Here is a 16,920-nt window from a genome sequence, read left to right as displayed (position 1 = left end):
GCTTCTCGAAACTGAAGCGTTTCAGGCGCGTTGCTACGCGCTACGAAAAAACCGCACGAAATTACTTCGCTGTCGTCGCTATCGCCGCAACTCTGCTCTGGCTAAGATAACTGTCCACGCGACCTAGAGCTAGGAACATGTGAATTGCGCCCTCGACAGTCTGAATGTTCAAACCTCCGTGGGCCGAACCGTGCGGAGTGTTGAGGTTGATGTAGTTCTGCTCGATCGTGTACGAGCCGTGAAACGTCTTGCCTTTTTGCTCATACTCGAACTTTCCGCATTTTATCGCTGATTGGGACATGCTCGCCTCCGCTTGGCTCCACTTCTAGACATCATCCTTTTTTACATCCACCTCAAAGCCCTCCGGCATCTCCGGCGGCGTGCCGTCATCACTCTGATTGCACACCGGGCACGGCATGCCGGCGCCGCCGCAGGTGCAAGCGAGCCGGCCGAGCCAAGGCTTGGTCGGATGGTTCTCGCAAACCCAGCGGCAGTTGTCGCAGCGGGCGCACCAATTCATTTCACACCTTCCGGCCAGAGACGTCCTTTCGAGACGATCTTGTAGGCCTTGGCCTTCTTAGCCACCGGCGCCGGCGGCACGATCGTCGCGCCTGGTGCGTGACCCTTGATCGCGCGCAACATCGCGATGCGGGCGAACATCAGGAGCGTCTGGCCCTCGGCCGCCTTGATCAGCATCTCGATCGCGAGCTGCCATTCCGGCCGATCGGAGATCTCCTCCGGCAGGCGCCGGATGTATCCGGCGGCGTCCGCAAACGTGACGAGCTGCCTGCCGTCAGGCAGGTTGATCGGCTGTTCAAAGGTCGTTGACCAGGTCAGGCGGGCCTCATCTCGCCGTGCGCCTGGCGGACATGATCGCGGGTGCCGTCGATGTCGATCGGCGCACCGCAGAAGCAGTGCGAGCGGTCGGAGGGCACCTGGGTCGGCAGCTTCGCCCCGGCGTCCCACATTGCGTATTTCCACGCGGTGAAGGCCTGATGCTCCCGCCACACCCGGAAGTCGGCCTCGGTGCGGCGCGCCAGCAGCACCGTCCAGGCGCGCTCGAATTCAGCGCGGGCGATCTCGAAGCTCTCGGCGATGCCGGTCTGGTGCTCGCCCGGCTCGGTCCCGGGATAGAAGCCGCAGCTCCATTCCCATGGCGGGGTATCGACCGGCGCGCCGGTGCGCCGGCCGATGAAGCCGACCCGGACATCGCCATAGTCGACGTGCCAGCACTCTTCGGGGCGGTGGCGGTCGCGGCGGCGGCTGAGTTCGGGCATGGGCCGATCAAAGCCGGCCTGGGCGGCCGGCGCAATTGGCCCCAAGGCGGATTATTGTATCTAATTACCGCAATTCCACGTGAAACGTCCGGTTTCACGGCCCGGGCGCACTCGGGACCTTCGCCATGGGTCAGGAAGGCTGCCAGATGGGCCAGAGGGCTTTGAATTTCAGTTTAAATAAATTCCCGCTCCGGAAAGACCGGGTTCAGGCCTGGGCCGCTCACCGGGCTTCCTATTGGGTCAACGCTGTTCCACTAACGCAGGGGATCGAGCTGAGGACCCGATCGACCCCCGTTAGGTCAAAATCGAAAAAGAGATTTCTTGCGCGATAGGGCTCCAGCGTGACCCGGATCCGTTTCGCACCGCGCAGCTCCTCAGGATCCGCCCATAGTGACATCCCGGTCCCCGACGAATCGACCGGCATGTAACGGCCCTGCACCTCGCCTTGGTCAATCCGGAAAACTAATCCCATGCGGCCGGGATGGAAGGTCGCCGTGGTGTCGATCGAGAGTTTAAGGCCGCCGACCAGCTTGTCTTCAAGGCAGCGGACGGTGAGCCTAGCTGAAATACCATTGTCCGGCCCCTTTGCCGCGAGCGTCGCGGTCTTGGTCTCCTTATCGGTCATGCGATCCTTTCGGGACGTGATCGACCAATCCGCCATCGCCGGCGAACTCATGAACAGCACCAACAGCGCGATCGCTCTCATTCGCCAGCCCCTGCGTCCTGTCTCATAGATTTCTGCCCGCCCACATGACGCGGCCGAAGATCCGCATCGGCGCATTCGCAGGCACCGCCTCCGGCGGAAACACATCTCGATTATCCGAGATCATCATGATCACGGCCTCGGCCGTGCGGCGCAGTCGCTTCACCAGCGCATCATCCCAGATCGAGAACACGAAGATCTTGCCTTCGACGATCTGCCGCGCGCTCTCGGATACGTCGACCAGCATCAGGTCGCCGTCATTGATGGTCGGCTTCATGCTCTCTCCCTTCGCCTCCATCAGCTTGACGTTCTGCGGCAGCGCTCCGAGGTGCTGCAGAATCGCACGCGGGAAGCGGACATAGTCCGCAGACTCGTCAAGGATCATCTCACCGCGTCCCGCGGCGACCTTGAACGCGAGTTTCTGAATCGGCACGTCCTGCGCATCTGCGGCCGGCTCTTGCGGCGTGATGTAAACGACGGGGGCGAGCCGCTCCATCGCTCTGCCGGAAACGATCCATTCCATTGGGATCTCGGTCTCGGCAGCGAGCGCCGCGACCACGGTCAGCGGAATATCAACGCCCCTCTCATAACGCCGAATGTGCCCGGATGACTTTCCGAGCAGCGACTCACGCTGCTCCTTGGGAATCAGCCGGAGCGCAATTGCGAAGCGATCCCCGATCGAAAGGTCCGACCAATCGGGCAGCGGCGCCCCGTCGGGCAACTCCCCCAGCTTTTCCGAAAGTGTACGTATCCGCTTAATATCCAAAAGTTTTTCACGCTTCGGCGCAAAATCAGACGCCGAAAACACCGTGTCGCGCGTTTCGGTAGTTGATTTTTTAGACATATACGTACATTCTCGTCACGTTCGTTACATTTACGTCCCGAAATGAGGCCGCCTGGCAGGGCGACCCACTCTTTCGAAAGCGACCAATGGCGCGTCGACTCACCAATTGGCACCGGGCTGACGTTGTAGCTGAGGTTCACAAGCTCGGCAGCAACCTCGCTGAACTGGCGCGCGAGAGCGGCAGGAACGAGTCCGCTCTGCGCGTGGCGCTCTCGCACCCAAGAACGCCGTCGAACGCGATCATCGCAAAATTCCTCGGCAGAGACCTCCACGATATTTGGCCGGAGTGGTTCGACCGCCACGGCCGTCTCCGGTCCCGTAGAACTAGCCGGGCAAGGCGGAACCGGTCGACTCAGATTCGCAATGCAAAACTGAGCTTGACGGGAGCGCGCTCATGACGCAGCCGCTTCCCGCCCATTCCGGCGATGTCGTCGTCCAGGTCGACATCATCGCAGTCGGCCGTTTCTTCCTCTTGCTGCGCGATCGCGCGACGCGCCGGCAGCACAGCTTCATCTACGACGCACCGATCCGGCTCGGCTCGTCGCCGTCAGGCGACTGCTATGAGCTGACGCTGCCTCGCTCGATGGCGGAAGCGCTGGGGATGGAGGGCATCGCCGATGCCGTCTGATCGCCCAGCCGCGCAATATGCGGTCGCCCGGATGCAGGGCACGCAGCCGCGCATGTTCACCGGCCGCTTCGAGGGCCGCGGGGAACTGGCGGTGATGGTGCCGGTCACGACGGGCAGCCCGGACGCGCGGCTCTACGACGAGATCGTCGCGGACACCGTCGCCCGCATCTTCAACGTCCTCCATCGCACCGACGCCAGCGGCAACGCGGTTGCCTGGGTGCCGATGCCCGTGCCGGAGGCCCATCCGTGAAAGGCAACGGCCACGACACGATGGATCTGTTCGGCGGCCTCACGCCGGTCAACCGGTTTCCGGCGGATCGCATCCGTGCCGCCACCTGCGCGGCGCGCATCGCCCGCGCGGTCGCCGAGGCGATCAAGCACTCGCAGATGTCGCGCGCCGATATCGCCAGGGCGATGTCGGAACATCTCGGCGAGAGCATCACGACAGGGATGCTCGATCAGTACACGTCGACCGCCAACGAGCGGAACAACATGCCCGCGCACCGGCTGATCGCGCTGGTCGCCGTCACCGGCGACATCCGCGTTCTCAACGCCGCGCTGCAGGACACCGCCTTTGTCGCGATCGACACCGCCTACGAGCCGCTGCTCAGGCGCGAACTCGCCAAGGAAGCCCGCGACCAGCTCGATCGCGCGATCAGCGACGCCGATACGCAATGGAGGGCCGCGCGATGAAGTATGCGGACCTCACGCGCGCACAGCAGCTCGCACTGATCGACATCGTCAGCCGCGGCGGTCTCTTCCGCATCGCCGCCGGCTATGACGGCTCGATCGTGCACAGCCACGGCACGATGCTGGCGCTGGCCCGACGCGGGCTCTGCAGGATCCATCGCTCGATCGGCGAGATGGGCGCAGCCGATCCGACCAGGCTCGGCAGGAAAATCATCATCGACAGGTTCGGCGGCATCGCGGCGCTGGTCGACACGAAGCGGAAGCGCGGGAAGTGAAGATGTTCCTTTCCGCATCCGAAATGGCTGGCCTGCCGGAAATGCCGGGCACCGAGCGCGGCGTGCAGTTGCTCGCACGCCGCAGCGGTTGGGCCGGACAGCGGCGCGCCGGCACCAAGGCGACCGAGTATCCGATCGACGTCATGCCGCCGGCGGCGCGCGCCGCCTATGTTGGCCGTCACATCGACGCGATCGAGATCCCCACCAGCGTTGCACGCGAGGCCGCCAGCGAGCCGGACGCCGTCAACGTCAAGGGCCATGCCGCGACCGCGCGCGATGCGCGGCTGGCGGTGCTCGCGCTCGCCGACAAGATCGCTCGCGGCGCCGGCATCGGGCACAAGCGCGCTGACCGGCAGCTCTGCGATCTCTACGCGACCGGCCAGCTTGAACTCGCCGGCTGGATCTCGGAGGAGATCAGGTCCGTCACCCCGCGCACGCTGGCCCGTTGGCGCGCACACGCCAAGGCCGGGCAGAAGTCCCGCCTTGCCGTCGACCGCGCCGCCGCGCGCCGCGGCACCGGCGTGCTCGATCGCGCCAATGATGGCGGGCTGAAGGTGCATATCCTCGCGCTGGTCGCCAAGCAGCCGCAGCTCACCGCGCATCATATCCGCGCCCTGGTCGCTGATCGCTTCCCGCGCATCGCGGTCGGCGATCGCGTCGTCAACCTGCCGCCGATCCGCACCTTTCAAGAGGCGCTGAAGCGCTGGCGAGACGAGTATCGCGTCGAGCTGGAATCGATCCGCAACCCGGACGGATTCAAGAGCAAGATGCGCTTCGCCGCGCGCGTCGCGCTGCCGGCGACCAGGCTCAACGAAGTCTGGCAGATCGACGCCTCGCCGGCGGACGTGCTCACAACTGATGGCCGCTACGCCATCTATATCTGCGAGGACATCTTATCGCGGCGCCTGGTCGCGCTGGTCTCCAAGACCGCGCGCGCCGCCGCCGTTGGTCTGTTAGTTCGCAAGGCCATCCTCGCCTGGGGCGTGCCGGAGCGGATCAAGAGCGACAACGGTTCTGACTTCATCGCGCACACGACGCAGCGTCTGTTCGCCTCGCTGCTGATCGAGCACGAGAAGTCGGCGCCGTTCTCGCCGGAACAAAAGGGACACGTCGAACGCGCGATCGGTACCATGCAGCGTGGCCTGATGCGGACGCTCGAAGGCTTCATCGGCCACAGCGTCGCCGACCGAAAGGTGATTGAGAACCGCAAGGCGTTCGCCCAGCGGCTCGGCGAATCGCCCGAGGATATGTTCCAGGTCGCGCTCTCGGCGGCCGAGCTGCAGCAGCGCGTCGACGAATGGTGTGCCGATGTCTATGGCCGCCACCCGCATGCAGGCCTCAACGGACAGACGCCATTCGCGATGGCCGCGATGGCACCGGGCACGATTCGCCGGATCGAGGACGTCCGCGCGCTCGACATGCTGCTGGCGCCGGTTGCCGGCAGGGATGGCCTGCGCACCGTCACCAAGACCGGCATCCGCATCGACGGCGCACACTATATCGGCGGCTTCCTCACTGTCGGTGCGTCCGTGTTCGTGCGCATGGACGAACACGATATGGGCACCGCCTATGTGTACGAGGCCGATGGCGAAACCTTCCTCGGCACCGCCATCGCGCCGGAGCTTGCCGGCGTCGATCCGGCCGCAGCGATCGCCAAGGCCCGCGCCGAGCAGAAGCGCCTGATCAACGAGCGCATGGCGGACGTCAAGAAGGAAGCCCGCCGCATCAAGGCCAAGGATTTCGCAGGCGCGATCCACCGCCAGGCGCTCGCCGACCAAGGCAAGCTGATCGAGTTTCCGAAGCCGACCACTGCCCACGATTCGCCGGCACTCGCCGCCGCGCGGGAAGTGCACCGCGAGCATACGGCGTCGCACGCCGAAGGTATCGCCGAGCTGGCCGCACAGCTCCGCGAGGAGCCGGCGCCCGCCAACGTCAAGTCGCTTCGCCCGGCCGAGACAGCGCATCAGCGCTGGAATCGTGCGCGCGCGATCGAAGCCCGCATCCAGCGTAACGAGTACGTGGACCCCGACGAGCTGATCTGGCTCGGCGGCTACCGCGAAGGTCACGAGTACCGCGGTTTCCTCGCCACTTACGGCGAGCCCGCTGCCACCGCCGGAGAAGCCGGCAATCCCTAACCCCAATTGGAGAGTCAGGAATCCAATGAACGCCTCAACCACGCCCATCGTCCAAGGCCCCGTCGCACTGAAGAACGTTGCCGCCTTCATGGCGATGACCACGCGCCTGATCGAGCGCTCGCCCCATCTGCCGGGCTTCGGCGTCTGTCACGGCCCATCCGGCTACGGCAAGACCTACGCATCGATCTTCGGGCAGAACCGCACCAAGGCGGTCCGCGTCGAGGTCGGTGATAGCTGGACCCGCCGCACGCTTCTGCGCAACATCCTTCGCGAATGCGGCGAGACCGTCAAAGACAAATGGCCGATCTCGGATCTGTCCGATCTCGCCAAGTCGGCCCTGGGCGAAAATCCCAGCCGACCGCTGATCATCGACGAAGCGGACAAGCTCGTCGACAAGGGCATGATCGAGATCGTGCGCGAGCTGCAGGAATCCTCCGGCGCGTCCGTGATCCTGATCGGCGAAGAGAAACTGCCGGCGAAGTTGCTCACCGTTGAGCGCATGCACAACCGCGTGCTGCACTGGTTTCCGGCGCAGCCCTGCGATCTCGAAGATACGCAGATCCTCGCCAAAGCGTTCGCACCGAAGGTCGACATTAAGGATGATCTGCTCGAAGCGATCTGCAGTCGCTCGAACGGTCGCGCCCGGCGCATTGTGGTCAATCTCGATCACGCTGCGGAGATCGCGCGCAACCGCAACCTCCGCGCACTCGACCTGAAGGCCTGGACCGGCGAGTTCTTCACCGGCGAGCCGCCGACACCGCGTCACGTCGAGCCGTACTCGCGCCGCGCGCACAAGGTGGCCTGATCGATGCGGCCGGAGCACTTTCATAACACACAGCTTTCGGTCCGCGTGCCGCGCGGCCATGAAGGCTTCTGGCAGATCATCTGCCAGCTCGCAGAGAGGCAGGGCGATTTCACCATCAATGACGTCGATGGTGAAAGCAATGTCGGCCGCAGCGACGTGCAGGTCTATGTGTGGTCGTTGCACAAGGCCGGCTTCCTCAACATGATCAGCCGCGGGGCGCCGAACCACGTGTCGGCGGTCTTCCGCCTGGTCAAGCGGCAGAAGGAAGCGCCGCGCGTGCGCCGCGATGGCTCGATCATCGCGTCGACCGCGCAGGAGCAACTCTGGCGCACCATTCGCAATCTCAAGATCTTCGGCCTGACCGAACTCGTCTTCGCCGCCACCACCGACGAAGTGGCGCCCGGCTATCAGACCGCCAAGCGTTACGTCTGCAGGCTGACCACCGCGGGCTACTTGGTCGAACAAAAGAGCCGCGGCGCCATCAAGGCCGTCTACCGCCTCAAGCCCGGCATGGACACCGGGCCGAAACCGCCGGAGGCGCGCAAGCTCGAAGCCGAGCTGATGTGGGACCCGAACAAGCGCGTGCTCGTCGGCACGCCGCCGATCGCATCGGAGGTGTCCCGATGAAAGAGGCCATGCTTGCGAAGGCCCGCAAGGCCTGGGGCGACGCGATTCCGGCCGAGGTGGAAACCCTAGCACGCTTGGCGGACCGCATCACGCAGAGGAAGGCGGCGGAGCGCATCGGTTACTCCAATGCCGTCGTGTCCTATCTCCTGGGCAACAACTACGGCGGCGACATCGACCGCGTGAAGGCGAAGATCCGCGGCGCGCTGATGAACGAGACCGTGATGTGCCCGATCGTCGGCGAGATCGGGACCGACCGCTGCCTCAACGAGCAGAAGATGGAGAACACCGGCGCGTCCTCGATCCGCGCGCGGCTCTATCGCGCCTGCCGCAGCGGCTGCCCGCATTCCCGCATCAAGGAGGACAGCGATGCTTAGCACCGATTTAAAGCGCCTTCACGACACCTTCACCGGATGGGCACGCGGCGAGCCGGTCACGCTCGATGGCTGGCGGCAATTCGAGCGCGACCTGAAGGATACCTGGGCTCGCGCCGCCTTGCTCGAACTCGGCGTCAGCGTTCGCGTGCTCGACCTCGAGAACGAGGCGCCGGCGCCGGCGCCGGACGGCAAGATCATCTACCTGCACAAGCGCCGGCCCGTGCTCGTGCCGATCGGCAACGGAGACGGCAAGTGAGCGCCGACACCGAAACCGCCGCGACGCGCCCCATGACGTTCGCCGACCAGGTCGCCCTGGTCGACGTCGATGCGGTCGCAACCCGCATCGCATCGTCGGGTCCGCGCTTTGCGATACAGGCATCCACGATCGAGATCATCGCGATGGCGGTCCTGATCGGCCGCCTGCGGACCATCGCAGATCTCACCTACGACATGCTCGCCTTCGCCGACATCGTCACGGCGCAGCGCGACCGCGACACCCGGGCCGCGCTCATGTCCGAACTCAGCAAGAAGATTTCCGTGCTCGGCGCCGCGCTGGAAGCGCTCGGCTACGGTCAGCCCACATCACCAGCACCAGAGGAGAAGTAACGATGGCCAAGCGTAGCAAGGCCGCGGCGGCGGATATGCGCATCCCGCAGAGCCGTGAGGAAGCCGCGGAAATGATAGCCGAGTATGGCGCCAAGCTGCGCGAACTCGTCCTGATCGAAGCTGCGATGAACGAAAACCTCGCCAAGGTGAAGGCCGATGCGGAGAAGGAATCGGCGCCGCATGAGATGGCTGCGGTGAAGCTGTTCAATGGTCTGCAGATCTACTGCGAGGCCAACCGGCAGACGCTGCTCGGCGATACCGGACTCAAGACGGCCAAGTTTCCGACCGGCAATGTGTCATGGCGCTGGAAGCCGGCCAAGGTGACGCTGAAGGGCGAGCACGACGACATCATCAACCGCATCCTCGAAAAGCAGGCCGATGCGCTCGCGCGCGGTGAGACCGGCGAGAACTACGCCAACTTCCTCCGGCTCAAGCGCGAGATCGACAAGGATTCGATGCTGAAGAATCCGGATCTCGCCCGCACCATCAGCGGCGTCCGCATCGGCAGCGGCGGCGAGACCTTCGAGATCGAGCCGTTCGGCGCAACGCTTTCGGAGGCCGCGGAATGACCAGGCTCGGCATCACACCCCGCATGCGGGACTGCTTCAACGCCATCCAAGAGCATCTTTTGCGACATGGCATCGCGCCGAGTTACGACGAACTGCGCGTGGCGCTCGGTGTCAGTTCGAAGGGTGTCGTCAATCGTCTTGTGATTGGGCTCCGCGAGCGCGGTTGGATCACATACTACGACCATCGCGCCCGCTCGATTGCGATTGTCGGCGCGACGGAGGCGCCCGGCTACGAACTCGCGCCGAAGGTGGAAGCGGCGCTGCACGCCTACTGCCGGCGACATGGCGAACTCAACCATAGCGCCGTTGTCAGCGACGCGGTGGCGCTGTTCCTCGACGAGGCGGCCGGGAAGATCGCGGCATGACCGAGCCGGCGACGACAGCATGTCAGGTGACCGTCGCCGACATCCAGCGCGCCGTTGCGCATTGCTACGGCGTGAGCGTGGCGGATATTCGCTCAAGCCGCCGCGCTCCCGAAATCGTCCAGCCACGACATATCGCGATCTACCTCGCCAAGATCCTGACGCCGCTTACGGTGAGTGCGATCGGCCGCCTGTTCGGCAAGCGTGACCACGGCGGCGTCCTGCGGGCGATCAAGACGATCAGCGCGCGGCTCGACAAGGATCCCGCGCTCGCCGCTGAAATTGCCACGCTGAAGGCAGAGGCCTGCCGGCATGCCGAGAGCGTGTGGCGCTCCCGGATGCCAGGCGCCGTGCTCGCCTTCGATCAGACCCTCAACCAATTCGGTTTTGAACTCGCGATCGTGCCGATCGGCACGCGTGACCAGAACGGATTCGCCCCGACAAGAGGGCGCAAGGCTTCAACAGGAGAGTGACGATGAAACTGACGGAACGTCCTGCCACCACGAGCATGATCTCAGTGATCCATACGCTGAAGCTGAAGGCCGGCCTCGGCGATGAGGAGACCTATCGCGATTTCCTTGAGAGTGTAGCCGGCGTGCGCAGCGCCAAGGAGCTGTCGGTGGCCACGGCCCCGCGCGTGATCGAGAGGATGCGCGAGCTCGCCGGCGGCGCCGGCGCGGCCAAGGGCGCCGTCGTCGGCCTGGACGGTCCGATCGGCACCAAGCTGCGCGCGCTCTGGATCTCCGGCTACAATCTCGGCATCGTCCGCGACCGCAGCGACCAGGCGATGCTGTCGTTCCTGTACCGGCAGACCGGCGTGTCGCATGTCCGGTTCCTGAAAGACTCGCGCGCTGGCTCGGCCGCGATCGAGGGCCTGAAGTCGTGGCTGGGCCGGATCGGCAACGTCGAATGGCCTGATGACAGCGAGGACGTCATCGGTTCCAAGCGCGCGGTGCTGAACGCGCAGTGGCGCCGGTTGATCGAGATCGGCGCCGTCAAGCCGATCGGCGGCGCCGTCGATCCGATGGGGGATCTGCAGCACTACGCCGGCCGCATCGTGCGGCAGAACCGCTGGGAGACGTTCAAGTCAGCCAACTACGACGAAGTGCAGAAGGCGCTCGGCCGCAAGCTTCGCGCCGCACTCGCGCAGCACGCGGGAGACGCGCAATGAGCACCGCCGTAGCATGGACGCCAGAGCGCGTCGACGAACTGACCAGGCTCTGGGCCGCCGGCAACAGCGCGGCCCAGATTGCGGGCGAGTTGGGCAACGTCACGCGCAACGCTGTCATCGGAAAGGTCCATCGGCTCGGCCTCGACGGCCGGGTGAAGGTCAAGGACGGCCTCGCGCCGAAACGCGAGCGACCGACCCGCGTGCGTCTCCGCCGTGCGGCCTGTGACGCAAGGCGGGTTACAAAGGTTGCGGCGGCGCTGGCCGAGATCCCGGAGCCGCTGGCGTCGGACTCCTCGGCACCGACATCATTCGCGTGCCGCGGCGTCTCGTTGCCCGAGCTAACCGACGAAACGTGCCGGTGGCCGATCGGCGATCCGGCGCAGCCCGGCTTCGTCTTCTGTGGCAACCAGGCGCTGACCGTCTCCCCGTACTGTGCCCACCACGCGCGGATGGCCTATGCGCCGGCGGGCGAGACGCGCCGATGAAACAGTCGCTGGTTGAGGATCTGCTGAAGCGTCTCAAACGGCTGGACGCCTATCAGCGCGACGTTCTGTACCGGGAAATCGCTGGCGAATATGGAGACGGGTTCGCGCACAATCTGCGCGAAGAAGTCGAACGACGCGACCGGATCAGGAAGGCGAACCGATGACCCACCGCCCCGTCCGCGTCTGCGACCATGCGCTGTTGCGCTTCATCGAACGCGTCGGCGGCCTCGATACCGAGGCCCTGCGCGCCAGCCTTGAAGCCTCGTTGAACCGTGCCGTCATCGCCGCCGGCACGATCGGCGCGCACGAAGTGGTCGTGGTCGCGGACGGCAACAAGTACGTCATCGTCAAGGGCACCGTCGTCACCGTGCTGGATCCGACGATGGCGCCGAAGCGGATCAAGGGCCGGCGCCAATGACGAGGATGCTGCCCGGCGTGCTGCAGGAGATCGCGGAGGTGGCGGGCGAGACCGCTGCGCTCGCAATCGCTGCGCGCCAGGGCGGCCGCCGCGTCTACATCCCGGCCGAGAGCCGGCTCTTCCTGGACGATCCTCGCAACACGTACTGGCTGGTCGATTGCGTCGGCATCGAAGCCGCAAAGAAGATCTGCAAGCACTTCGAGGTCGACGGCCGCGGCCAGCGCATCGAGATTCCGCTGCACGTCGGCGGCACCTATCGCCAGTTTGTCCGCTCGATCGCCGAGCGCATCCATGAGCTGGACAACGACGGCAAATCTTCCGCCGAGATCGCCCAGCGCATGGGCCTGACGCAGCGCACGGTGCATCGCCATCGCGCCAGGCACGGGCAGCGGAAGGATGACAAACAGGGCAAGCTGCTTTGATGTATTGAGGGGGCGGTTCTTATAGGTTATTGCTCTCCGCGACGGGTTCTGAGCGAATATTTGCGGAATGGGACATATTGATACTTGTTTGGCAACAGTGCGCCCGCTCATAGCTAAGGGAGACCTGAGCGGGATTCCCTTGGCTGAAAGGGCCATCGACGAGTATTTGGCCGCGACGCCTACCTCAGCTCAAAAGAGCGGCCTGCGATTTCTCCAACAAATGCTATTCCAGCGGGATGCGTTTGCAGGAAATCATCTCAGCTTTGCCGACGCAGTGAACGCCTACATAGAAAAGAAGCTGGAGCCCTGACACCTGTCAGGGTTACTGATTTCGGGAAATTACGGGATTCCTCCGATGCTCACCGCATCGGGGGAATTTTCGTTTGAAGCGCAACTTCGTCAAGTGCATGCCGCTCGAACTGCGCTACGAGGGCGGCTATAGCAACCATCCGCGCGACCCTGGCGGTGTCACGCTCGAAGGCGTCATCCAGCGCGTCTATGACGGCTATCGCGACCGCAAGGGATTGAAGCGCCGGCCGCTGACCGCGGCGATGCGCGGCACGGCCGAGTGGAAGGCCGAGCGCGACGATATCTACCGGACTCAATATTGGAATGCGATTCGCGGCGACGAGCTGCCGGCCGGCATCGATCTCTTCCTGTTCGACAGTGCCGTCAACTCCGGCCCGTTCCAGGCGGCGAAGTGGCTGCAGCGCGCCCTGCGCATGAACGACGTCGACGGCCATATCGGCGAGGCCACGCTCGCCGCCGTCAAGAACCATCCCGATCACGATGCGCTCGTCGCTGACATGGCGGCGCGCCGGCTCGGTATGCTGCAGCATCTTTCGACCTGGAAGGACTTCGGCAAGGGTTGGAGCGCCCGCATCGCCAACGTCAAGCAGATCGCGCAGGCCTGGGCCACCGGTTCGGTCGGACCGCAACCTGTCGAGGTGCAGGAAGAGGGCGGCGCCGCCAAGGCCTATGCCAGCGACATCGCACAGCCGGCGTTCGATGCCGGCGACGCGGTCAAGGGCGGCGTCGGTTCCGGCGCGCTCGCCGCGACGATCGACGGCGCCAAGGATGCCATCGCGCCGCTCGCCTACAACAACGAGTGGGTGATGCACGTCTTCACCGCGTTGACGCTCGCCAGTGTTGTCGTGGCGCTGGGCGCGCTCGGCTACTCGATCTGGTCGGCACGTAAGGCCAAGCGCGCGCGGCGGGCGATCGACGGCGACATCAGCGTTGTCGTGCCGGAGGGCCAGCCGGCATGATCCTCAATCGCATTTCAGCGGTAATCGATTGGGCTCGCGATCTTTCAGGCGACGTCTTCTTCGGCGCGCTGACGTCCTATCCCTCGATCACGCTGTTCGGCGTCGTCGCCGCGGCTGGCTTCGCGGTCGCCAATCTGCCGCTGGTCAATTGGCTGCCGTGGCTCAATGCCTATGTCCGCGCAGCCGGTATCGCATCGACCGTGTCATGCGGAGTCCTGCTATTCGCCATCGGCTACCGCGTCGCTGATGGCCGGGCCGAGATCGAGCGGCTGAAGAGCGATCTCGCCTGGGCGGAATTCAACGCCGACGTCCAGCGCCAGACGGCCGCAGCGGCGGACCAACTGAAACAGCAGGCCGAAGCAGAGACGGCAACGGCGAAAGGCAGGCTCAATGAATACGAAACGCGCTTCGGTCCGAATCCTTCTGATCCTCCTCCCGGCGTTATTGATTGGCTGCTCTCACTCCAGCGCCATCCAGAGCGCCGCGCCCGCGGCGCCGATCAACCAAAGCGTGGCATTGTCGCGCGAGTGCGAGCGGCTGGCGCAAAACGTCAATGATCCCGTCATCGCCGACAAACCCGATCCTTGGCGCACGATCGGTGAATACGCCGTCGCGCTCGGCGAGGCCAACAGCAACATCGACGCGACGAGGTCGTGTCAACAGCGCCAGCGCGAGCGTCTGGCAAAAGGTAAGTGATGCCTGAGATGAGTGCATTGGTGCCGTGGATTGCCCTGGGCAGCCTTCTGATCTCGATGGGCTCGCTGCTCTACACGATCTTCAACGGTCGAAAAGAGGAGATCAATGATCGCTTCACTAAGCAGGATACCAAGATTGGCGTCCTGGTCGCGGAGAACGATCTGATCAAGGGGCGAGTTGCGGCCGTAGAAGGCGAACTGAAGCATCTGCCGGACAAGGACCAGACGCACCGTCTCGAGATCAAGATGGGAGAAATGTCGGCGGAGCTCGGGCGGCTGGCCGAACGTATGAAGCCGATCGGCGCGATGGCAGATCGGATACAGGAAGCGCTTATCGACAAGGTGAAGCTCTGATGGCACGCGACATCATCCGGGAAGAATCCCGTCTTATCATCCTGCGCGAGCTGCATGCGCAGTCGAACTATTCGGCGAGCGACTCGTTGTTGCAGCCGGTGCTGGAAAGCTTCGGCATTGCCAGGTCGCGCGAGTGGATTCGCGAGGAGCTGAATTACCTCGCCAATGTCGGCGCCGTCAAAAAGAACGCCGTCGGCAGCGTTGTCGTCGCGACCTTGGAGCCGAAAGGCATCGAGCACGTGGAACGGCGCCTGGTGATTGAAGGCGTCAAGCGTCCGTCGCCGCCGGAAAGCTGATGAGCCATGGCCGGTTCGCACAAGACCCGCCGCGGCCGGCTGTCGGAGATCGACCGGCTTCCGGATTGGGCGGATGAAGCCAAGGTCTGGGCCTTCGAGCAACTGAAGGAGCGCAAGCTCTCGCAGCTCGAAATCCTCGACGGCTTCAACGGGCGTTTAAGCGCGGCTTCACTGGCCCATGACGCCGCGGCCGAACCGCCCGTGATCTCGCGCTCGGCGTTCAACCGCACCGCCATCAAGATCGCCATCCTCGGCCGCCGCCTCGAGGAGACCCGCGAGATCGCCGCCGTCATCGCACCGAAGTTGGACGAAGAAGGCGACAACTCGCTGACGCTGATGGTCGCAGAAACCCTCAAGGCCCTGATCGCGGAAATGCTCACCAATGCCGGCGAGCTATCGGCCGATGGCGGAACCGCCGAAATGCTGATGATGACCTCGCGCGCGCTCAAGCACGCCGAGGAAGCCAAGCGCATCAGCGCCGATGGCCGCCGCAAGATCGAGGTGGAGCTGAACACCCGTGCCGCGAAGGCCGTCGACGAGGTCGCGAAGGTGAAGGGCCTCACCAACGACACCGTCGCCGCCATCAAGGCGAAGATCCTCGGCATCGAGCCGCCGCTGCAGCAGAAGGAAGCTTAGCGTGGGTCACCAATGTCCGGTCGCCAACTGCCAAATGCAGGTGCCATCTCACGTCTTCATGTGCGCGCGCCATTGGCGGATGGTACCGAAGCCGTTGCAGGATGGGGTGTATGAATCCTATCGATCGACCGGCCGGCTAAGCGACAATCACCGCGAAGCTGTCCGTGTCGTGCAGGCTGCAGAAGCTGGCCGCAACAGCGTCGGGCTCCCGCCCGGCACCAAGGCGCTGACGATCTGGCAGCCATGGGCATCGCTGATCATGATCGGCGCGAAGCCCTATGAGTTCCGCCGTTGGAGTTTCACGGACAAGCCGCACCTCGCTCGGCTTGTCGGGCAGCGCATCGTTGTCCATGCCGGGTCCAGACGTCCAAGCCTGAGCGAATTGGAAGACGTGCTGTACCGGATCGACAAAGGCGAAAGTGCTCTCGATCCGAAGGTCGCAAAACCTTTGGTCAGCCAAATGATGGCTGCTCTCAAAGCGAGAGGCCGTGATGCGGTCCTTCATATGGCACCGCTCGGCGTTGCTCTCGGCACCGTCGTCATGGGGCCGCCGCAGCGCTCGTTCGATCTCTTCAAGGATATCGTGGCTGACAGCGATCGTCTCGATCAGCAGATGTACGCGTGGCCGATGTCGGACGTCCAAGCGTTCGCGGAGCCGATTCCGGCATCCGGTGCACAGGGCTTCTGGAACTGGTCATGACCGACATCGCCGACGTCATCCGCATCTACCAGGGCTCGAACGGCGACGCCACCAAGGCGCTCTATGCCGAGCTGGACCGGCTCGGTTCGATCGGAGTGATCGGCGTCAACCTGTTTCGCGCCTGCAAATGTTCCGAACGCGCCAAGGCCTATCGAAAAGGTCTCGGCCACAAGACGGCCGCCTACGACAGAAAGGATTGGAGTATTGGCAATCTTGCGCGCGCCTTGCACGTGCAGCACGCCAATCAATTGCTCGGGCTGAACTGGGGCTGGGGAATAGATGATGAGCTGCGGCGACGCGGAGATCCGCACCATCACATAATCTATGTCGAGCTGCCGACCGGACAGGTGAGCTTCCACACCGGTACGCGCCACGAAGGGCCGGACTTCTCCGGTGAGTGGGACGGCGTCCGCGGTCAGTCCGCCGATCGCATCTGCCGCTTTGTCGCGCGGGTGCTCAAGCCGGAGCTCGCGCCGGCATGAGAACGATCCTCAACATCGGCCTGATCGTGACCGCCATCACCATGGTCCTGGTCGCGGCACAAACCATTGCCGGCATCTGGCCTTATGCCGGCGTGCGA

General features: G+C 64.4%; 31 protein-coding genes and 1 pseudogene. 28 read left to right on the top strand and 4 right to left on the bottom strand.

Features of this window, described 5'->3' with window-relative positions; all coding sequences use genetic code 11:
* Positions 1-110 (top strand): annotated as a pseudogene (locus ACZYOF_RS18785) (IS5/IS1182 family transposase); the annotation flags it as partial.
* 406 nt (positions 111-516) lie between these two features.
* On the opposite strand, the gene ACZYOF_RS18780 reads toward ACZYOF_RS18785, so the two are convergent.
* From ACZYOF_RS18780 to ACZYOF_RS18765, 4 genes are all read right to left on the bottom strand, one after another.
* A complete protein-coding gene (locus ACZYOF_RS18780) occupies positions 517-696 on the bottom strand; it encodes a hypothetical protein (RefSeq protein ID WP_463716682.1) in 180 nt (59 codons plus the stop codon).
* A gap of 137 nt (positions 697-833) precedes the next feature.
* The gene (locus ACZYOF_RS18775) at positions 834-1,277 is read right to left on the bottom strand and encodes a hypothetical protein (protein WP_463716681.1); all 444 of its coding nucleotides are present in this window, start codon (positions 1,275-1,277) and stop codon (positions 834-836) included.
* 232 nt (positions 1,278-1,509) lie between these two features.
* The gene (locus tag ACZYOF_RS18770; protein WP_463716680.1) at positions 1,510-1,983 is read right to left on the bottom strand and encodes a hypothetical protein; all 474 of its coding nucleotides are present in this window, start codon (positions 1,981-1,983) and stop codon (positions 1,510-1,512) included.
* 22 nt (positions 1,984-2,005) lie between these two features.
* Positions 2,006-2,701, bottom strand: a complete 696-nt coding sequence (locus tag ACZYOF_RS18765) for a S24 family peptidase (protein ID WP_463716679.1) — start codon at positions 2,699-2,701, stop codon at positions 2,006-2,008.
* 209 nt (positions 2,702-2,910) lie between these two features.
* Here ACZYOF_RS18765 and ACZYOF_RS18760 point away from each other — a divergent pair, with 209 nt between their 5' ends.
* From ACZYOF_RS18760 to ACZYOF_RS18630, 27 genes are all read left to right on the top strand, one after another.
* Positions 2,911-3,222, top strand: a complete 312-nt coding sequence (locus ACZYOF_RS18760; protein WP_463716678.1) for a helix-turn-helix domain-containing protein — start codon at positions 2,911-2,913, stop codon at positions 3,220-3,222.
* The gene (locus ACZYOF_RS18755) at positions 3,219-3,452 is read left to right on the top strand and encodes a hypothetical protein (RefSeq protein WP_463716677.1); all 234 of its coding nucleotides are present in this window, start codon (positions 3,219-3,221) and stop codon (positions 3,450-3,452) included. The genes ACZYOF_RS18760 and ACZYOF_RS18755 overlap by 4 nt, the downstream gene beginning before the upstream one ends.
* Positions 3,442-3,702 (top strand): hypothetical protein, encoded by a 261-nt coding sequence (locus ACZYOF_RS18750; protein ID WP_463716676.1) that lies wholly within the window; start codon positions 3,442-3,444, stop codon positions 3,700-3,702. Before ACZYOF_RS18755 ends, ACZYOF_RS18750 begins: the two co-directional genes overlap by 11 nt.
* A complete protein-coding gene (locus ACZYOF_RS18745) occupies positions 3,699-4,145 on the top strand; it encodes a hypothetical protein (RefSeq protein WP_463716675.1) in 447 nt (148 codons plus the stop codon). The genes ACZYOF_RS18750 and ACZYOF_RS18745 overlap by 4 nt, the downstream gene beginning before the upstream one ends.
* Complete coding sequence (locus ACZYOF_RS18740; RefSeq protein ID WP_463716674.1) at positions 4,142-4,417, top strand: hypothetical protein; 276 nt, start codon at positions 4,142-4,144, stop codon at positions 4,415-4,417. The genes ACZYOF_RS18745 and ACZYOF_RS18740 overlap by 4 nt, the downstream gene beginning before the upstream one ends.
* 2 nt (positions 4,418-4,419) lie before the next feature.
* Positions 4,420-6,552, top strand: coding sequence for a transposase (locus ACZYOF_RS18735; protein ID WP_463716673.1), 2,133 nt, complete (start codon positions 4,420-4,422; stop codon positions 6,550-6,552).
* Positions 6,553-6,577: 25 nt separating this feature from the next.
* The gene (locus ACZYOF_RS18730) at positions 6,578-7,357 is read left to right on the top strand and encodes an AAA family ATPase (RefSeq protein WP_463716672.1); all 780 of its coding nucleotides are present in this window, start codon (positions 6,578-6,580) and stop codon (positions 7,355-7,357) included.
* A 3-nt stretch (positions 7,358-7,360) separates the two neighbouring features.
* Complete coding sequence (locus ACZYOF_RS18725) at positions 7,361-7,984, top strand: hypothetical protein (RefSeq protein ID WP_463716671.1); 624 nt, start codon at positions 7,361-7,363, stop codon at positions 7,982-7,984.
* A complete protein-coding gene (locus tag ACZYOF_RS18720; protein WP_463716670.1) occupies positions 7,981-8,358 on the top strand; it encodes a transcriptional regulator in 378 nt (125 codons plus the stop codon). Before ACZYOF_RS18725 ends, ACZYOF_RS18720 begins: the two co-directional genes overlap by 4 nt.
* Positions 8,351-8,614, top strand: a complete 264-nt coding sequence (locus ACZYOF_RS18715; protein WP_463716669.1) for a hypothetical protein — start codon at positions 8,351-8,353, stop codon at positions 8,612-8,614. The genes ACZYOF_RS18720 and ACZYOF_RS18715 overlap by 8 nt, the downstream gene beginning before the upstream one ends.
* On the top strand, positions 8,611-8,964 hold the full coding sequence (locus ACZYOF_RS18710) for a hypothetical protein (protein ID WP_394569803.1): 354 nt from the start codon (positions 8,611-8,613) through the stop codon (positions 8,962-8,964). The genes ACZYOF_RS18715 and ACZYOF_RS18710 overlap by 4 nt, the downstream gene beginning before the upstream one ends.
* A gap of 2 nt (positions 8,965-8,966) precedes the next feature.
* A complete protein-coding gene (locus ACZYOF_RS18705; protein ID WP_463716668.1) occupies positions 8,967-9,533 on the top strand; it encodes a host-nuclease inhibitor Gam family protein in 567 nt (188 codons plus the stop codon).
* Positions 9,530-9,898, top strand: a complete 369-nt coding sequence (locus ACZYOF_RS18700) for a LexA family protein (RefSeq protein ID WP_463716667.1) — start codon at positions 9,530-9,532, stop codon at positions 9,896-9,898. The genes ACZYOF_RS18705 and ACZYOF_RS18700 overlap by 4 nt, the downstream gene beginning before the upstream one ends.
* Complete coding sequence (locus ACZYOF_RS18695) at positions 9,895-10,368, top strand: helix-turn-helix domain-containing protein (RefSeq protein WP_463716666.1); 474 nt, start codon at positions 9,895-9,897, stop codon at positions 10,366-10,368. The genes ACZYOF_RS18700 and ACZYOF_RS18695 overlap by 4 nt, the downstream gene beginning before the upstream one ends.
* 2 nt (positions 10,369-10,370) lie before the next feature.
* Positions 10,371-11,066, top strand: coding sequence for a regulatory protein GemA (locus ACZYOF_RS18690; RefSeq protein WP_463716665.1), 696 nt, complete (start codon positions 10,371-10,373; stop codon positions 11,064-11,066).
* Complete coding sequence (locus ACZYOF_RS18685; protein ID WP_463716664.1) at positions 11,063-11,551, top strand: GcrA family cell cycle regulator; 489 nt, start codon at positions 11,063-11,065, stop codon at positions 11,549-11,551. The genes ACZYOF_RS18690 and ACZYOF_RS18685 overlap by 4 nt, the downstream gene beginning before the upstream one ends.
* Complete coding sequence (locus tag ACZYOF_RS18680; protein ID WP_463716663.1) at positions 11,548-11,715, top strand: hypothetical protein; 168 nt, start codon at positions 11,548-11,550, stop codon at positions 11,713-11,715. The genes ACZYOF_RS18685 and ACZYOF_RS18680 overlap by 4 nt, the downstream gene beginning before the upstream one ends.
* Complete coding sequence (locus ACZYOF_RS18675) at positions 11,712-11,969, top strand: hypothetical protein (protein ID WP_463716662.1); 258 nt, start codon at positions 11,712-11,714, stop codon at positions 11,967-11,969. Before ACZYOF_RS18680 ends, ACZYOF_RS18675 begins: the two co-directional genes overlap by 4 nt.
* A complete protein-coding gene (locus ACZYOF_RS18670; RefSeq protein WP_463716661.1) occupies positions 11,966-12,391 on the top strand; it encodes a helix-turn-helix domain-containing protein in 426 nt (141 codons plus the stop codon). Before ACZYOF_RS18675 ends, ACZYOF_RS18670 begins: the two co-directional genes overlap by 4 nt.
* Positions 12,392-12,458: 67 nt before the next feature.
* Positions 12,459-12,701 carry a hypothetical protein gene (locus ACZYOF_RS18665; RefSeq protein WP_463716660.1) on the top strand — a complete coding sequence of 81 codons (243 nt, stop codon included), beginning with the start codon at positions 12,459-12,461 and terminating at the stop codon, positions 12,699-12,701.
* Positions 12,702-12,774: 73 nt separating this feature from the next.
* A complete protein-coding gene (locus tag ACZYOF_RS18660) occupies positions 12,775-13,659 on the top strand; it encodes a glycoside hydrolase family 108 protein (RefSeq protein ID WP_463716659.1) in 885 nt (294 codons plus the stop codon).
* Positions 13,656-14,216 carry a hypothetical protein gene (locus ACZYOF_RS18655; RefSeq protein WP_463716658.1) on the top strand — a complete coding sequence of 187 codons (561 nt, stop codon included), beginning with the start codon at positions 13,656-13,658 and terminating at the stop codon, positions 14,214-14,216. The genes ACZYOF_RS18660 and ACZYOF_RS18655 overlap by 4 nt, the downstream gene beginning before the upstream one ends.
* Before the next feature lie 138 nt (positions 14,217-14,354).
* Positions 14,355-14,708 carry a DUF2730 family protein gene (locus ACZYOF_RS18650; protein WP_463716657.1) on the top strand — a complete coding sequence of 118 codons (354 nt, stop codon included), beginning with the start codon at positions 14,355-14,357 and terminating at the stop codon, positions 14,706-14,708.
* Positions 14,708-15,004, top strand: coding sequence for a VpaChn25_0724 family phage protein (locus tag ACZYOF_RS18645; RefSeq protein ID WP_463716656.1), 297 nt, complete (start codon positions 14,708-14,710; stop codon positions 15,002-15,004). Before ACZYOF_RS18650 ends, ACZYOF_RS18645 begins: the two co-directional genes overlap by 1 nt.
* 6 nt (positions 15,005-15,010) lie before the next feature.
* Positions 15,011-15,640, top strand: a complete 630-nt coding sequence (locus tag ACZYOF_RS18640; RefSeq protein ID WP_463716655.1) for a phage protein Gp27 family protein — start codon at positions 15,011-15,013, stop codon at positions 15,638-15,640.
* 259 nt (positions 15,641-15,899) lie between these two features.
* Positions 15,900-16,340, top strand: coding sequence for a hypothetical protein (locus tag ACZYOF_RS18635; RefSeq protein ID WP_463716654.1), 441 nt, complete (start codon positions 15,900-15,902; stop codon positions 16,338-16,340).
* Positions 16,337-16,822 (top strand): hypothetical protein, encoded by a 486-nt coding sequence (locus ACZYOF_RS18630; RefSeq protein WP_463716653.1) that lies wholly within the window; start codon positions 16,337-16,339, stop codon positions 16,820-16,822. The genes ACZYOF_RS18635 and ACZYOF_RS18630 overlap by 4 nt, the downstream gene beginning before the upstream one ends.
* Positions 16,823-16,920 lie beyond the last annotated feature (98 nt).

It is taken from the genome of Bradyrhizobium sp. LeoA1Lang (assembly GCF_055413685.1).
This window is presented reverse-complemented; position numbering and strand designations above follow the sequence as displayed.

Excerpts from the sequence above, each read along its gene's own strand:
- ACZYOF_RS18685 (WP_463716664.1), top strand. The coding sequence starts at position 11,063 with ATGAGCACCGCCGTAGCATGGACGCCAGAGCGCGTCGACGAACTGACC.
- ACZYOF_RS18715 (WP_463716669.1), top strand. The coding sequence starts at position 8,351 with ATGCTTAGCACCGATTTAAAGCGCCTTCACGACACCTTCACCGGATGG.
- ACZYOF_RS18770 (WP_463716680.1), bottom strand. The coding sequence starts at position 1,983 with ATGAGAGCGATCGCGCTGTTGGTGCTGTTCATGAGTTCGCCGGCGATG.
- ACZYOF_RS18630 (WP_463716653.1), top strand. The coding sequence starts at position 16,337 with ATGACCGACATCGCCGACGTCATCCGCATCTACCAGGGCTCGAACGGC.
- ACZYOF_RS18735 (WP_463716673.1), top strand. The coding sequence starts at position 4,420 with ATGTTCCTTTCCGCATCCGAAATGGCTGGCCTGCCGGAAATGCCGGGC.
- ACZYOF_RS18675 (WP_463716662.1), top strand. The coding sequence starts at position 11,712 with ATGACCCACCGCCCCGTCCGCGTCTGCGACCATGCGCTGTTGCGCTTC.
- ACZYOF_RS18760 (WP_463716678.1), top strand. The coding sequence starts at position 2,911 with ATGGCGCGTCGACTCACCAATTGGCACCGGGCTGACGTTGTAGCTGAG.
- ACZYOF_RS18740 (WP_463716674.1), top strand. The coding sequence starts at position 4,142 with ATGAAGTATGCGGACCTCACGCGCGCACAGCAGCTCGCACTGATCGAC.
- ACZYOF_RS18640 (WP_463716655.1), top strand. The coding sequence starts at position 15,011 with ATGGCCGGTTCGCACAAGACCCGCCGCGGCCGGCTGTCGGAGATCGAC.
- ACZYOF_RS18730 (WP_463716672.1), top strand. The coding sequence starts at position 6,578 with ATGAACGCCTCAACCACGCCCATCGTCCAAGGCCCCGTCGCACTGAAG.
- ACZYOF_RS18670 (WP_463716661.1), top strand. The coding sequence starts at position 11,966 with ATGACGAGGATGCTGCCCGGCGTGCTGCAGGAGATCGCGGAGGTGGCG.
- ACZYOF_RS18700 (WP_463716667.1), top strand. The coding sequence starts at position 9,530 with ATGACCAGGCTCGGCATCACACCCCGCATGCGGGACTGCTTCAACGCC.
- ACZYOF_RS18725 (WP_463716671.1), top strand. The coding sequence starts at position 7,361 with ATGCGGCCGGAGCACTTTCATAACACACAGCTTTCGGTCCGCGTGCCG.
- ACZYOF_RS18780 (WP_463716682.1), bottom strand. The coding sequence starts at position 696 with ATGCTGATCAAGGCGGCCGAGGGCCAGACGCTCCTGATGTTCGCCCGC.
- ACZYOF_RS18645 (WP_463716656.1), top strand. The coding sequence starts at position 14,708 with ATGGCACGCGACATCATCCGGGAAGAATCCCGTCTTATCATCCTGCGC.
- ACZYOF_RS18750 (WP_463716676.1), top strand. The coding sequence starts at position 3,442 with ATGCCGTCTGATCGCCCAGCCGCGCAATATGCGGTCGCCCGGATGCAG.
- ACZYOF_RS18775 (WP_463716681.1), bottom strand. The coding sequence starts at position 1,277 with ATGCCCGAACTCAGCCGCCGCCGCGACCGCCACCGCCCCGAAGAGTGC.
- ACZYOF_RS18690 (WP_463716665.1), top strand. The coding sequence starts at position 10,371 with ATGAAACTGACGGAACGTCCTGCCACCACGAGCATGATCTCAGTGATC.
- ACZYOF_RS18705 (WP_463716668.1), top strand. The coding sequence starts at position 8,967 with ATGGCCAAGCGTAGCAAGGCCGCGGCGGCGGATATGCGCATCCCGCAG.
- ACZYOF_RS18720 (WP_463716670.1), top strand. The coding sequence starts at position 7,981 with ATGAAAGAGGCCATGCTTGCGAAGGCCCGCAAGGCCTGGGGCGACGCG.
- ACZYOF_RS18650 (WP_463716657.1), top strand. The coding sequence starts at position 14,355 with ATGCCTGAGATGAGTGCATTGGTGCCGTGGATTGCCCTGGGCAGCCTT.
- ACZYOF_RS18680 (WP_463716663.1), top strand. The coding sequence starts at position 11,548 with ATGAAACAGTCGCTGGTTGAGGATCTGCTGAAGCGTCTCAAACGGCTG.
- ACZYOF_RS18655 (WP_463716658.1), top strand. The coding sequence starts at position 13,656 with ATGATCCTCAATCGCATTTCAGCGGTAATCGATTGGGCTCGCGATCTT.
- ACZYOF_RS18695 (WP_463716666.1), top strand. The coding sequence starts at position 9,895 with ATGACCGAGCCGGCGACGACAGCATGTCAGGTGACCGTCGCCGACATC.
- ACZYOF_RS18755 (WP_463716677.1), top strand. The coding sequence starts at position 3,219 with ATGACGCAGCCGCTTCCCGCCCATTCCGGCGATGTCGTCGTCCAGGTC.
- ACZYOF_RS18635 (WP_463716654.1), top strand. The coding sequence starts at position 15,900 with ATGATCGGCGCGAAGCCCTATGAGTTCCGCCGTTGGAGTTTCACGGAC.
- ACZYOF_RS18665 (WP_463716660.1), top strand. The coding sequence starts at position 12,459 with ATGGGACATATTGATACTTGTTTGGCAACAGTGCGCCCGCTCATAGCT.